Here is a 14199-nt window from a genome sequence, read left to right on the forward strand (position 1 = left end):
TACATACACTGATCGTTCTGAAATTTGCCTAACGGTGCTTGTCACCACACTAATGGATGTAAAAAATGGTTAGAGATATCAACGGCTTAGGAGGTTTTTCCGGCCCCCAAGCGAAAACTGAACAAAGCGGTAAAAATACCGCTAAGCCCACTGAATCCAGCACCCCTGGCAGTGAATCAGTCGCCCCTGCTGCAGACGATGTGCAACTCAGCAGCGAAGCGAAATCACTGCAAAGCCTGGCGGATAAGGTGAACAGCCTGCCCGAGGTCAATATCGAGCGTGCCGAGAAAATCAAGGCCATGCTGGAACGCGGTGAATATCAGGTGGATGACCTGGTGTTAGCCGACAAAATTTTAAGTTCAGACGCGCTCTTTGGCAAATAGAGCGCCCTGAACGATTAGTAAGTACAAACCAACTTACTGATCAACAGCATTACAGAACAGCACCATCCACTAGAAATAGATGAGCGATCAGAGGTAGACAGCTATGGCCCCATATCAAGCACTATGGTCCGAACTTGAAGACACCTTCAAACTGGACCTACCCACCACCACGCAATTACTGGAAGTCTTACAGCAGGAACGTGCCTCGCTGGAACAGCGTGATTACGACTTATTCCAAAAGCTGATCGGCCAAAAGCAGCAGCTACTTAAGCAGCTGGAAAGCCACTCCCAGACCAGACAAAAACTGCTACTTGAGGCCGGCTTTATTGATGAAAGCAGCACCTTGGATGCCGCCGAAGAACATGCACCACTGGTAGCCAAAGCCTGGCGCAAACTGGGCGAACAATGGTCACAATGCCAGGAGCTCAATGAAGTCAATGAGCGCATCGCCAAGCGCACCCGTTTAGTGGTCGGCCAAATTCTGGACTTATTACGCGGCAATACTCACCAGCCCAAGCTGTACACTAATAAAGGGATGCCCAAAACCGCAGCACTGGCCGCAGTATCACCAGCGCCTGAATCACCCCGCCAGCTAATAAACAGGTATTGGCATAAGCCAATGTCTGTTTTATGCGTTAACACGTCTTTTCTCGATCATCTCAATCCCTTATAGTCATGCGTTCAACCAGCTGTACAGACCTCGACTATGCCCGCTCAGTTTTGCTCCCTCACACCCGTTCATAAACTATCAATTTATCTGTGCCTCTGCTGCGTACTGGCTAGCTGTGGGGTGGCGGTGGAAGTAGTAGCACACCAGCCACTCCACCAGTACCAGTCAGCAATGTAGTGGCAGATATCAGTTTGTCACGCACCGAACAAGCGGCTATTGCGGAAATCACTTTTGACGGCAGCGCCTCACAAGTAACCGGCACCACCGACGGCCAACCCGTTATTGAAAGCTACCAGTGGAATTTTGGCGATGGCAGCACCGCTACTGGCGCTGTGGTTACCCACACTTATGATATCGAGAACTTACAGCCCTACACTGCCACGCTGATAGTCACCGACAGCTCCGGGGATACCGACACTGCCAGTGTCGCCACTACTTTTTCTGTCGGCGGGACTATCAACGCCGCCAGCAATACCGTTGTTGACATTGACGTCAACGACCCATCGCGACAGAGCAAAGCCCAGCTAGGCTTGTTATTTGAAACCAACAACCTGGGTGACGTACCACAGCCACTGCCCAATCCGGTGGTACTCAATGGTTTTGCAAACGCGTCCCAGCGTCAGAATCACTTGATGGTAGCAATTACCAAAGTGAGATTGATGAGGACGATATCTATTCCGTCTACTTAACTGCCGGTCAGTTTGTTTCATTACAAATTGCTGACTTCAATCCCGCTGATGATGAAGAAAATGACCTTGATTTATTCCTACTCGAAAACGACCTCGACATCGTAGCAAGCTCCACTTCATATACTGAATTTGAATCCGTCAGCGCTCCTGCTGATGGTGAATACCTTATTGCCGTCAACGCCTATGCCGGCATCAGCAAATACATTTTAGCAATCGGCAACAGCTCATTGGCCTCTGGCAGAGCAGCCTACGGCCAACCAGCCAACATTATTCCCGGCCAAGCCATTGTCAAAATGAAACCATCTAACACCGTCGCTAAGGCGAATAACGTTGCTAATGGTGCAACCGCTGCCGCCACTCAAAACCGCCCTAGCCTGTTAACGTTTGCTACCGAGACCAACGCCGTTAGCGCCAGCTACAACAACCAAGCAAGCAGCCCTCCATTTCAACAAAAAAATCAAGCACTGCTAGCCACACTGAAAAAAATCAAACAACTTAACCGCCAAAGTGATGTGGAATACGCCGAGCCCAATTACCGTGTCAGCGCGTTTCGCACCCCCAATGATCCTCTCTACCCAATCCAGTGGCATTACCCGCAAATCAATCTACCTCAAGCATGGGACATCACCACCGGCACACCAGCAACCGGCAATGTTATAGTCGCGATTGTTGATACCGGCGTGGTACTGGATCATGACGATTTAGCTGGCCAACTGGTCAGTGGTTACGACTTTATTCGCAGTACCACTGCCAGCAATGATGGTAACGGTATTGATAACGACCCGAACGACCCCGGTGATGGCGATGGCAGTGTTCCTGATTCCTGGCATGGCACCCATGTTGCCGGCACAGTTGCCGCAGCCAGCAATAACAATCGCGGTGTTAGCGGGGTAGCTTGGGGGCAAAGCTTATGCCTATCCGGGTGCTGGGCCAAGGTGGTGGTAGCAGCTATGACGTCATCCAAGGGGTTCGCTATGCTGCCGGCCTCAGTAACGATAGTAATACTTTGCCAGCACAAGCAGCCAGCATCATTAACCTGAGTCTTGGCGGCAGCGGTTTAGCCAATCCGAGCAGAACTTATATAATCAATTAAATAGCGCAGGTATTATTGTTATTGCCGCCGCGGGCAATGAAAGCACGGCAACCCCCAATTACCCGCCAGCTATGACAATGTCATTTCAGTCAGCGCGGTTGACCCTAATAATAATCTCGCGCCTTACTCCAACTTTGGCAGTTTTATTGATGTTGCCGCACCCGGTGGCGATGCCAGTATTGACCGCAATGGTGACGGTAATAAAGATGGCATTTTGAGCACCTTTATAAATAGCAGCGGCAACGATGGCTACGCACTCTATGAAGGCACGTCAATGGCTGCTCCGCATGTCAGCGGTGTTGCCGCATTAATGAAAGCAGTACACCCAAATCTCAGCAGCGCAGAATTTATCAGCAGCCTGCAGAATGGCCAGCTGAGCACGGATATCGGCAGCAGCGGTCGAGATAACTCATTTGGCTATGGTCTTATTGACGCACTGAAGTCTGTGCAACAGGCGCAATTACTTGCTGGCGGTAGCGCCACAGGTAGCCTGTTAGCGTCACCCAACCGCATTGATTTTGGCAGCACCAGTAACTCTCGGGAACTCAGCCTGGAAGGTATTGGGAGCAACCCTCCTGCTATCGTAAGTGTTAGCGAATCACTACCCTGGCTGACCATCACTGACCTTGGAGGAGACAACTATCAACTTACCGTAAACCGCAGCGGCTTTGGTGATGCCACCTACAGCGGCAATATTGAATTTTCACTGGATAACGCTACAGAACTCAACATCCCGGTGGCCATGACCGTTCAAACCAGCGGCACTATCAGTTCTGATGCAGGCTTTCTCTATGTGTTATTACTCGATGCCGATAACTATGACTTTGTTGCGCAACTGAATGTCGATGTTAGTGATGGCGAATACGAATACAACTTCAATAACATTCCCTACGGCGAGTACGTGGTAGTTGCCGGTTCGGACATTGATAATGATAGTTTTATTTGCGGCGTAGGTGAAAGTTGTGGCAGCTACCCAACCAATGACCAACCGTTGCGCATTCTGGTAGACGGCAGTAAAGAGAGCCTGAATTTTCTGGCATCGCTTGTTTCCAATGTGGTCAGCAATGCCAGCAATACCGATGAATCTGAAAACCGGCCGCTCGCATTCCAGCGCAAAGTACAAGTGCAGCCAATTAACAGCAAAAAGTTTTGATAACACCGCCACTCAATTACTTTAAGCCAGCAGGAGCGATATCTACCGTTAATGCTGGCATCGTTTTTTGCAGTTGTAGAAAATCTTCGGGGCGGTCAATGTCCGACATTGATGGTAACTCACAATAACTCAACCCCAATGCCCTTATCCGGTCAAGCGTTTGCGCTAACACCTGATCACCTCCCCAGCTGATGCCCTGAAATAACGAAGGGGACGGTGCTTTCATTGCCAACAAAACATAGCCGCCATCATTGGCCGGCCCCACCACCACATCATAATTATCCAGCGCAGCAAAAGCCGCAAACAGCGTTTGTTGATTAAGGCTGGGGCAATCTGTACCTACTACTATGACCTTATCAGCACGCTCTAACGTATTCGTTAAGGCATGTGATAACCGTGCCCCCAAATCCTCACCCTGCTGATAAAATAATTCTCCCGAAAAGTCTTCACACATCTGTGACCAGCACGCATGAGCACTGCCCACCCACAACTCCAGCTGCCAGCGTTCAGTGAGTGATAACTGTTGCAAACAATGTTGAATTAAGCGCTCATGCAAGCGCGCAGACTGGGCTGCACTCAACAGCGGCTGCAAGCGAGTTTTGACCTGCCCGGCTACTGGCGCTTTAGCAAACACCAATAAACGCTGTCTCCCCCATTCAGCGACCATAATAATATTTCACTAATCGCTGCGGGCTAATCCCTAAAAAATAGCCCAATCGTAACTGCCACATCAATAACACCGTAGCCAAAAGACCGTGCTGCTCCCAGCGGCGACTAGAGGTCATCACTGCCGCCGGCCATACCAAGGGCTTGGCTATTTTTTTACTGCGCTTACTTATCGCCACATCTTCCATCAATGGAATATCATCATAGCCATTGATCGCTTGAAAAAAATCACGCCTGAAAAACAAACATTGATCGCCGGTAGCAACGGCTGTCAATCGCGAACGACAATTCATCGCGCGCTCGATAATACGTAAGCCCAAAGCGTGGCCACTTAATGCAATAGCAAAAAAACCCCACGGCATGGTTGTAGCCGCTAAATTTTTTAAGAACCGGGAAAAGTCATCCGGCAGTACACTATCGGCATGCAAAAATAACAGCCACTGCCCTTTTGCTACTGCAGCAGCAGCATTCATTTGCGCAGCACGACCTTTAGGCGCCTCAATCAGCCGATCAACCAGGGGAAGGGATTTGTCGATGGTAGCATCGCTACTACCACCGTCGGCGACGATAATTTCACAAGAATAGTTTCTGAGGATCTGTAATCGTTGTAACTGGGACTCTATTAACGGCGCTTCATTTAATACCGGGATAATAATACTCAACAGCAAGCCCGAGGCGGCAGGTACTGGTTCAGTCATGCAAGGCGCCACCACAGCTACTGCCTTGCCCGGCGGTACAGCCAAAACAATGATCACCAATGCTGATGTCTTTACCAGTGATATCGGTATTTAACAACTCGGCTAAATGTATTTTAGGTTTATCCGTAGCCAGCATCGGCAGTGCTAACATTTGATTAAAGTCGCAATCGTAAACATAACCCTGCCAATCAATGCTGATCAAACTGCGACACATAACGGTCGCCATATTAGCTTCACTAAAATTATTTTTTAGTAAGTCCATATAAGTATCCAACTCACCATGGGACATCAACACGCTACCAAAACGACTAATCGGCATATTAGTAATCGTAAACAGCTGATTAAACACCACTCCAAAACGAGCTTTTAATTCACGCTGATAATCGGCTTGTAATTGTTCCTGTGGTGGCGGCAACGTGGCACCCGTTGGGTTATAAACCAGGTGCAATAATTTATCGGCATCAATACCGTAACCCAGAGCATTTAACTGCTGCAGTACTTGCATGCTTTCGTTATACACGCCTTTGCCCCGTTGTTTTTCAACATTTTCTTCCAGATAACAAGGAAGAGAGGCAGTGATAGTTACCTGATTAGCCGCGAGAAAACCGGCCAAATCTTCATAACCGGGCTCTAATAAAATCGTCAGATTACAGCGATCGATGACCTCCACATTGCGCGCTCTGGCGGCAGTGACCAGATAGCGAAAATGCGGGTTCATCTCCGGCGCACCACCGGTTAAGTCCAGGGTTGTAATCTGCTGATCATCGATAAAATCAAGTAATAAATCGATAGTGGCTTTGTCCATCAACTCGGTGCGACTGGGACCTGCGTTGACATGACAATGCACACAACTGAGATTGCACTTATATCCCAGATTAACTTGTAATGTGTGTAGCTGATCGCGCTGAATCGGTGGAAAATCAGTGGCCAGTAATAGTGGACGGCTATCTAACATTGCGTAGATTCCATAGGATGAAAATAAACGACAACGTTGGACAGTATTACGCGCATTAGATTCCAGCGTTGCGATCCATCAATATACACGGTGCAACCTAATTTCAAAAGCGGTGTAAACTAACGGCTTGTAACTTAGCTTGGTAGACTAAGTGAGTTCATACTCATGTAAGCCCGATTCCGCGCGCTGCTTAAGAAAGGTTTTATAATCGCCGGGAAAGATAAAAGGATGATGGCCACTATCGGTTTGGTAGTAGGTATTACAACCACCACTGCCCCAGGAAAACAAAGGGATATTTTGCTGCAGCCACTCGCCGTATTGCGCATGCAAATCACGTTTAACATCAATACTAGCGACACCTTCAGCGCGCATTTTCGCCAGTAAATTTACAATACAGGCCACATTAGGCTCTAATGATTTAAAATAAGAAACCGACAGCACGACCGCATTAGGTCCCATGCCAAAAAAGTAGTTAGGAAAACCCGGTACTGTAATACCTTTATAAGCTTCCGGTTTTTGCTCTAATAATTGCGCCAGATTTTGCTGCTCTTTACCCAACACCTCGATGCGATCATAGTCCAGCACCCGATAACCAGTGCAATAAATAATAATATCGGCATCGATATGCGACCCCCCGCTAGTAACAATACCGGTAGGCGTCACTTCACTCGCCCCCTCTGCTAGCAAACGCACATGCTGCAAATTTAACGTTGGATAAAAATCATCAGCCACTAGCGGCCGCTTGCAACCAAAGCGACTGCTTGGCGTGACCATTTTTTGTATAGCGGGGTCCTTAATGGCTTTGGCGATATATTTTCGCCCCATATTTTCAAAGGTATCCATTTGTTTACTGCCGTTCATCGCCCCTTTATGCATCAACAACATCAGCCGCCCCTGCCCCCAACGGAGCAACCGCGCCAACGCCGGGATACGATTAAATAACGTGCGCTGAAAGGCTGAATAGACTTTACGTCCCCGCGGCAAAATCCAGTTGGGTGATCGCTGCAATACCGTTAACTGCTTCGCCACCTTCGCCACTTCCGGCACGATTTGTACTGCCGCAGCAGCAGAACCCACCACCACTACCCGCTTACCGGTCAAATCGATATCGTGATTCCAGTGCGTACTGTGCCAACTGCTGCCTTCAAAACTATCAATACCTTTCAGCTTGGGGTAAACCGGCGTGTGCTGGTTACCCATCGCATTAATCACCACATCAAACGCCTCTACCGCAGTTTCACCTGCCGACGTTTGCGTATGCACTTGCCATTGATCAGCTTGAAATTTTGCAGACAGCACTCGCGTATTGAACTGCATATACGGATCCAAACCAAAGTCAGTCGCACAGCGCTGCAAATAAGCCTCGATTTCAGCATGGCCGACAAAACTCGCTGACCAATCAGGGTTTGGCGCATAGGAAAATGTATAAGCATGCGCCCATACATCGCAGGCCAAACCCGGATAGCTATGCATATGCCAAGTGCCGCCCGCTGCGCGCTCTTTTTCAAAAATCGTAAAATTGTTAAAGCCCTGGGCTAGCAACTCACGGCCAGCGGCAATACCCAGCGGGCCAGCACCAATCACTGCGATACGGAAATCTTGCTTGGACATAACCTGACTCATCATTATTGTTAGATACTTAAAATTGGCTGCCAGAGTGGATGTATAACCATTAGCCCAGCAATATCGCCAACAACCTTGGATTGCAGGCATAATACCAAAAGCCCAGCGCCGTGTTTGCTTACAGAGATTAACAATCAGTAACCGAGTTGCGTTATTAACAAGCAGACATATACGCTAGCAAACGCATCCAATAACCGAATAGTAGAGCCCATGACAACGACCACCGATAACTACCCTATTTTCAACCGTGATGAAAAAGTCTTTATTGCACTGGCGGGCTTTTTTATCTGTTCAATGACCTTGTTGAATGTCATCGGTATTACTCGTTTTATCCAAATGGGCCCACTGGCACTGGCTGTTGGCGTTCTACCTTACCCGCTGACATTCTTGTGCACTGATTTAATTTGTGAACTTTATGGTAAACAACGTGCTAACTATGTGGTCACCTTAGGGCTCATTCTGAATTTTTTTATTATTGGCTGTCTTTGGCTAGCCCAAACTATCTCTTCAGTTCCCAGCGAGGCAATGCCACCCTGGCAAGTACTGGAACTCAGCAAAGCCGTGATGTTGCCCAGTGGCGAAAAACTGGAAGGCAGTGTTGAATTATTTACCCTCATCTATGCCTGTACCTCCGGTGCAGTTTTCGCCTCCATGCTAGCCTATATCGCCGCCCAGTATTGCGACGTACAGTTATTCCATTTCTTTAAACGTCTCACTAAAGGCAAGCATTTGTGGCTAAGAAATAACTTCAGCACCCTGATCAGCCAAGGAGTCGATTCTTTTATGGTAGTCGCGGTGACCTTTGGCGCCAGCTTTTTGGCTGGCTCAATCGGTATACAGCAAATATTATTACTAATGGGCAGTAATTATTTATTTAAAGTCTGTGTCGCTATTGCAGACACCCTGCCGTTTTATTTTTTAGTGGCGAAATTAAGCCGCTATTTAGGCAGAGACTAACCTCGTTTTGATCACATGTAATGAGCAAACTCTAAGCAATACGCTGCTATTTTCGCTTTACCTATTGCTGAGCGGTTGTTACCAATCCGCCCCTATCTGCCCCGCTAACGACACGCTGCCAGCAGCTGAAAGATTTGCCCCTAGTGCCGGCTGCCTCACACTTGTCGATGGAAAGTTATTAGTCGTAGAAGACTTCAACCAAAAACTCAGCATTCCCGGTGGCAGCAGTCAAAAAAACGAAACATCACGCTGCACAGCCCATCGCGAAACCTGGGAAGAAACCGGCATCAGCACCATACCCTTCACATTTATTCACCAGTTTGACAGCGGCTTTCACCTATATCACTGTAAAATAAAATCCAACGATGCCAACATTAATCCACCACTGCGATTGGAAAATTTACGTGTATTCTGGTTAGCACCCGATCAATTTTCAAACTATCAATGGCGTTATACCGGACAACAAGATTGGATTGCCGGCTGGATAACACAACACACAGAATAAAATTTCGCCACCAAACTCTGGAATACAGCGCCGAAAAATACCGATCCGGTATCCAGCCTTTGCAGTAGGCTGATAATTCATTACAATCTCGATCTTTATTTTCCGAGTGTTTATTCCGCCCTTAGCTCAGCTGGATAGAGCGTCCCCCTCCTAAGGGGAAGGTCTCAGGTTCAAATCCTGAAGGGCGGACCATTCTTTTGCCCTTCAGGGTTTGAACCCAGGTTTAACAAAACGTATACGTTTTGAACGCCCGTTTTATTCAGGCCGCCCCGAAGGAGTTAAAGCAGGCCTTAGCCTGATTTAATTAATCCTGAAGGGCGGACCATTCTTTTGCCCTTCAGGGTTTGAACCCAGGTTCAACAAAACGTATACGTTTTGAACGCCCGTTTTATTCAGGGCGCTCCGAAGGAGTTAAAGCAGGCCATAGCCTGATTTAATTAATCCTGAAGGGCGGACCACATAAAAAGACTCCCCCTCAGTCATTTTTCAGTACCGCATTCACCTTCGGTAATAATGGTTTTTTAATCATCGGCCATAGCAACTCCTCTGCCCAATGCAGTCTGGGGGATATTGGCAGCCCAACATTTTGCTGGCGCTGATGCGGGTGTTTTGCTGTTTCAAATAAGTGATCTATAAAAAATAAGGTCACCGCATAATTTCCGTTAGGATGAGCGCCAGAACCATAGGCATGGTGGGCATGGTGAGCGTCTGGCAGTGTAATAACCTTCTCCAGCACCAACCACACCGGCTCGGTGCGAGGAAACATTTCCCGTAAATAGATATCCCAACGAAATGATGTATGGGTGAGTACATTGCACAGATAAGATGTGAGTACCGCCAAGGCATAGGCTTCGTAAATACCGGTATACATGCTAAAAGCGCCCATCCAGGGTTGCGGCAATAAAAACATCCAAAAAATATTGTAGCGATACATCAAGCCAACACTCATATCCAAACCGCTGTGGTGGGTACGATGTAGTTTCCACATCCAGCGCCATTCATGAGCCTTACGGTGTATCCAGTAATGCAAAAACTCTTTAGTAAAAAATAAACACAAATAGGCCAACCAAATAGGCGAGTCGATCAAGCTTAAACTCGATTCAGGAAAAAGCTGAATTAATAGATAACCTGCAGCACCTCCCAACAAGGCTCCCGATACAATCGGCTGGCCAATAAGACCCGCTAAAGAAAATGCGGCATCCCGTAACGGCCGCTTAAAGCGCCGCATGCGCCCGCTAATTAATTCAAAAAAATAAATAATGAAAAAAACACTAAATACCACGATGCCTAACTGCGACTGTACTCTCTCAACATCGTATTCCATAAGGCCACTCCCCTCTCCCGCTAGCGCTTGGCTGCTGATAAAAACTGTATGATGGCATTAGCTATTAATTCTGGTTGCTCTGGCAACATGGCATGGCCAGCGTCGGCGATTTCTACATAGCTGACCCGCTCTGGCAGACGTTTTGTGATAGCCCTTCCTGCAACATCAGCGGGGGCTGGTTTATCCGCTAGTGCTTGAACTACCAGCAGTTCGCTATCGCCACCATCAAGCCATTGTTTACCTCTATTGTTCTCCATCGCCGTTACCTTACCCTGCGCTATACCGGCCAAGGGGAACCAACCGTCGCGCCAATATTCCGGTGCGCGATTACCGTCGGCAAAAAAGGCAGATTCAACCGTGCGTTGACGCTGATCCAGGGACCAAAAGTTAAACAGTGACAGCATGATATTTTTAGCAACAGCTTCGGGTGTTGGCGCTTCGCCACCGGCAGCTAACAGAACTACCCTGTCGCTTAAGTGCGGATAGTCGGTAGCAAATGTACGCGCGATGCGATTACCAAAGGCGTGACCGATCAAATGAACGGGGTGTTCAATTTGTTCAGCATCAAGTACCGCTTTTATGTCACTGGCGAGAGCCTTATAGCTGCTGCTTGAAAAGTCGAGGGCACTTTGGCCAACGCCACGTGATTCTATGGCAACCGTTTGATAGGAATGGGCGTTTAAGCTAACAATCAACTCGTTAAAGTCGCTAACACTGCGCGCATAACTGGCGAGCAATACCACTACAGGACCTTCGCCACTAACAAAGTAAGCGACATTCCCCGCTGCTCCCGCAATCACTTTTGCGTCACCTAGCGGCTCTCTGCCGGGGTTGCTGTGTAATGCACTCATTACAATCAATGCCAGGCTTAATAAACTCGCCACAATTAGTTTTTTCATTATCAGCCGCTTTTAAAAGGTGGTAATTAACCAGGCTAATTACATGCCTGCTGTAGATAAACTGCTCTAATTAAGCGTACTATAACTGTTTCCAAAATATCGTAAACATACAAAAAAACAAAACAGTGTTTCCCTGGAGGAAACAAATGAATAATCTTAATGAGCTGATAGTGTTTGCCAAGGTGGTTGATTGCGGCAGCTTTTCTGAAGCCGCCATTCAGCTGGGTATGACCAAGTCCTCTGTTTCAAAGAAAATAGCGCTTTTAGAGAAAAGTCTTGGTGCCAAACTGTTACAACGCACCACTCGCAAGATCGGTATTACCGAGCTAGGCAAAGATATATACCAGCACAGCGCAAAGATTATTGCTGAGCTGGATGCTGTCTCACTTGCCGTTGCCGATGCCCAGCACCGGCCTAAAGGCTCACTAAAGGTGAGCGCCTCACGATTGTTTGGGCGAATGAAAATTGCGCCCATTTTGCCTGAATTTCTCAACCGCTATCCCGAAATCGATATTGCTTTACACCTGAATGAGAAGACGGTTGATTTGATTGGTGATGGTTATGACATAGCGTTATGTGCAGGTGAACTTGAAGACTCGAGCCTTATTGCCCAGCCGCTCTACCAAGTCAACATCGTTACTTGTGCATCCCCCATGTACCTATCGCAACAAGGCGTCCCTACCAGCCCTTCGCAACTGGAACAACATAACTATTTGCTCTGGCAACAAGGTGAAAACGCTCCCCCCAAGCAATTACGTTTGGAAAAAGGCGGGCGAGTTGAGTGGCCCGTTATCACGAGTAACTTCATCAGCAATGACATCTATGCCATCAGGGAAGCCGCTATCGCCAATGGCGGCATTACTATGCTACCGGATTTTTCGGTTGAAACAGCGATTAAAAAAAGGGAGTTGGAATCGATTCTTCGAGACTACCATATCAGTCAATATCCGATATCGATACTGTATGCTGACCGGAAACAAATGCCAGAGAAACTGAAGGTTTTTATCAATTATTTAAAAGAAAAACTGCAGTATAAATAACGTGATTAATTTGGTTAGTTAGTTCATTAAAATACCAGTTAGCGTATTGATTCTTCAGGCAGCTCACCCTTGATGCCCTGATCAATTGGCATCATATCAGGCTCAGCCCCAGTGTCTCTGAGCAACTTCGCCAATGCCAAACGCATCTTCACCAATTTTTCTGTACTAGCTGGATCAGCCGCCAGGTTTTGTGATTCAGCAGGGTCACTAGCCAGGTTATAAAGCTCTTCCTGATGCCGCAATGCACCGCCATCGCCATGCGGATAAGCAATATATTTCCAATCACCCTGGCGTATACCGCGCACATTTGGTGTGTACGGGAATTGTTTTTCGTAATTGTATTCATAAAGCCAGGCCTGACGCCAAGGCGCTTTGTTATTACTTAACAATGGAACCCAGGAGCGACCCTGAATATTATCCATATCCACACCAAGTGTCAGTTCCATCACAGAAGGTGCGACATCCAAACTTAAGACATGCCGTTCAATAATAGAACCAGCTGTTATTTTTTTAGGGTAGCGGACGACTAACGGCACCCGAATACTGGCCTCGTGCATGGTGCGTTTATCAATCATGCCATGCTCTCCAAACAAAAAACCGTTGTCGGAAGCAAAAATAAAAATCGTATTATCCAACTCGCCACTGCGCTCTAACGCGGCATAGATACGACCAACACTATCGTCAACGGAATTTATAGTAGCTACGTAGCTACGTACAAATCGTTCAAAATCATTCACTGCTTCGGGTCGAGTGTCGGGAAATTCCTTACGAAAACCATACAGGGGTCCATAAATACCATGCCATGTGGGCAAGCGTTCTTTAATCCAGGCGGGTTTATCTTCCAACTCAAAACCACTTTTGGGATAGGGATAAGGGATATTGTCGTAAAGATGGACGTAACGTGGCTCCGGGATAAATGGACCATGTGGCGCTTTATGCCCGATGACTATAGCAAAAGGTTTTTTATTGGCTGCTTCAGTAGACGTTAAATTGGCTAGCCAATCTAACGCCATATCGGTAACCCGGTCAGTATAATAACCGGCTACGGTTTTCCGTTCGCCGTTAACATTAAATTCTGTATCGTAATATTTTCCCTGACCTTTATGGGTAACCCAATAATCAAACCCTGGACGCGGATTATCATCGCCTTCGCCCATATGCCACTTGCCAATATATGCAGTTTGATAACCTGCTTGCTGCAACAACAGCGGAAAACTTTTTAATTGGTGAGGGTAATCCGTGAAGTTATCCCGCACGCCATGTGTATGCGTATAGGTGCCGGATAAGAACGAGGCACGACTGGGTGAGCACAGCGAAGTGGTGGCAAACATGTTATTAAAACGAACGCCCTCCGCTGCCAAGCGATCAATGTTCGGTGTTTTTATGCCCAACAAAGGTTTTTCATGGTAGCCCACTGCATCGGCGCGTTGATCATCAGTGAGGATAAAAACCACATTAGGCTCACTCGCACGGGATAATGTAGAAAGCATCGCCAACACACCAGCCAACGCCGCAATAATCGCTTTTCTTGTTTGCATACTAAC

The 14199-nt window shown here is 47.5% G+C and carries 14 protein-coding genes, 1 tRNA gene and 1 pseudogene; 9 read left to right on the top strand and 7 right to left on the bottom strand.

Annotated features, from left to right (window positions below):
- Positions 1 to 65 precede the first annotated feature (65 nt).
- From flgM to UNITIG_RS25215, 5 genes and pseudogenes are all read left to right on the top strand, one after another.
- Positions 66 to 383 (top strand): flagellar biosynthesis anti-sigma factor FlgM, encoded by a 318-nt coding sequence (gene flgM, locus UNITIG_RS19435; protein WP_101759999.1) that lies wholly within the window; start codon positions 66 to 68, stop codon positions 381 to 383.
- 103 nt (positions 384 to 486) lie between these two features.
- Positions 487 to 1056 carry a flagella synthesis protein FlgN gene (locus UNITIG_RS19440; protein ID WP_101760000.1) on the top strand — a complete coding sequence of 190 codons (570 nt, stop codon included), beginning with the start codon at positions 487 to 489 and terminating at the stop codon, positions 1054 to 1056.
- Positions 1057 to 1229: 173 nt separating this feature from the next.
- Positions 1230 to 1742, top strand: a complete 513-nt coding sequence (locus UNITIG_RS19445) for a PKD domain-containing protein (protein WP_101760001.1) — start codon at positions 1230 to 1232, stop codon at positions 1740 to 1742.
- A gap of 293 nt (positions 1743 to 2035) precedes the next feature.
- Positions 2036 to 2835, top strand: a pseudogene (locus tag UNITIG_RS25210) (S8 family serine peptidase).
- An 82-nt stretch (positions 2836 to 2917) separates the two neighbouring features.
- Positions 2918 to 3988: a S8 family serine peptidase gene (locus UNITIG_RS25215; RefSeq protein WP_101760003.1), complete on the top strand. Its 1071-nt coding sequence runs from the start codon at positions 2918 to 2920 to the stop codon at positions 3986 to 3988.
- 16 nt (positions 3989 to 4004) lie between these two features.
- Here UNITIG_RS25215 and UNITIG_RS19460 read toward each other — a convergent pair whose 3' ends face one another.
- The 4 genes from UNITIG_RS19460 to UNITIG_RS19475 all read right to left on the bottom strand — a co-directional run bounded on the left by UNITIG_RS19460 (position 4005) and on the right by UNITIG_RS19475 (position 7918).
- Entirely contained in the window at positions 4005 to 4655 is a 651-nt protein-coding gene (locus tag UNITIG_RS19460; RefSeq protein WP_101760004.1) for a TIGR04282 family arsenosugar biosynthesis glycosyltransferase, read from the bottom strand.
- Positions 4645 to 5352: a TIGR04283 family arsenosugar biosynthesis glycosyltransferase gene (locus tag UNITIG_RS19465; RefSeq protein WP_101760005.1), complete on the bottom strand. Its 708-nt coding sequence runs from the start codon at positions 5350 to 5352 to the stop codon at positions 4645 to 4647. The genes UNITIG_RS19460 and UNITIG_RS19465 overlap by 11 nt, the downstream gene beginning before the upstream one ends.
- The gene (arsS, locus tag UNITIG_RS19470) at positions 5345 to 6307 is read right to left on the bottom strand and encodes an arsenosugar biosynthesis radical SAM (seleno)protein ArsS (protein WP_101760006.1); all 963 of its coding nucleotides are present in this window, start codon (positions 6305 to 6307) and stop codon (positions 5345 to 5347) included. The genes UNITIG_RS19465 and arsS overlap by 8 nt, the downstream gene beginning before the upstream one ends.
- A 147-nt stretch (positions 6308 to 6454) precedes the next feature.
- The gene (locus UNITIG_RS19475) at positions 6455 to 7918 is read right to left on the bottom strand and encodes an NAD(P)/FAD-dependent oxidoreductase (protein WP_159931229.1); all 1464 of its coding nucleotides are present in this window, start codon (positions 7916 to 7918) and stop codon (positions 6455 to 6457) included.
- A gap of 222 nt (positions 7919 to 8140) precedes the next feature.
- On the opposite strand from UNITIG_RS19475, the gene UNITIG_RS19480 reads away from it, so the two are divergent.
- From UNITIG_RS19480 to UNITIG_RS19490, 3 genes are all read left to right on the top strand, one after another.
- On the top strand, positions 8141 to 8887 hold the full coding sequence (locus UNITIG_RS19480; RefSeq protein WP_101760008.1) for a queuosine precursor transporter: 747 nt from the start codon (positions 8141 to 8143) through the stop codon (positions 8885 to 8887).
- Positions 8888 to 8951: 64 nt separating this feature from the next.
- Entirely contained in the window at positions 8952 to 9392 is a 441-nt protein-coding gene (locus UNITIG_RS19485) for an NUDIX hydrolase (protein ID WP_159931230.1), read from the top strand.
- 115 nt (positions 9393 to 9507) lie between these two features.
- Positions 9508 to 9584, top strand: a tRNA-Arg gene (locus UNITIG_RS19490).
- 283 nt (positions 9585 to 9867) lie between these two features.
- Here the strand turns inward: UNITIG_RS19490 and UNITIG_RS19495 are convergent.
- Together UNITIG_RS19495 and UNITIG_RS19500 are read right to left on the bottom strand one after the other, a co-directional pair.
- Positions 9868 to 10716, bottom strand: coding sequence for a sterol desaturase family protein (locus UNITIG_RS19495; protein WP_101760010.1), 849 nt, complete (start codon positions 10714 to 10716; stop codon positions 9868 to 9870).
- Positions 10717 to 10736: 20 nt separating this feature from the next.
- The gene (locus tag UNITIG_RS19500; protein ID WP_101760011.1) at positions 10737 to 11615 is read right to left on the bottom strand and encodes an alpha/beta fold hydrolase; all 879 of its coding nucleotides are present in this window, start codon (positions 11613 to 11615) and stop codon (positions 10737 to 10739) included.
- A 146-nt stretch (positions 11616 to 11761) separates the two neighbouring features.
- Between UNITIG_RS19500 and UNITIG_RS19505 the strand changes: the two genes are divergently transcribed.
- Positions 11762 to 12655: a LysR family transcriptional regulator gene (locus UNITIG_RS19505; RefSeq protein WP_101760012.1), complete on the top strand. Its 894-nt coding sequence runs from the start codon at positions 11762 to 11764 to the stop codon at positions 12653 to 12655.
- Between the two features lie 38 nt (positions 12656 to 12693).
- Here the strand turns inward: UNITIG_RS19505 and UNITIG_RS19510 are convergent, their stop codons facing one another.
- Positions 12694 to 14193 (bottom strand): sulfatase, encoded by a 1500-nt coding sequence (locus UNITIG_RS19510; protein ID WP_101760013.1) that lies wholly within the window; start codon positions 14191 to 14193, stop codon positions 12694 to 12696.
- Between the last annotated feature and the right edge of the window lie 6 nt (positions 14194 to 14199).

Origin of the sequence: Oceanicoccus sp. KOV_DT_Chl, from assembly GCF_900120175.1 — a bacterium.
Lineage (GTDB): Bacteria > Pseudomonadota > Gammaproteobacteria > Pseudomonadales > Dasaniaceae > Oceanicoccus.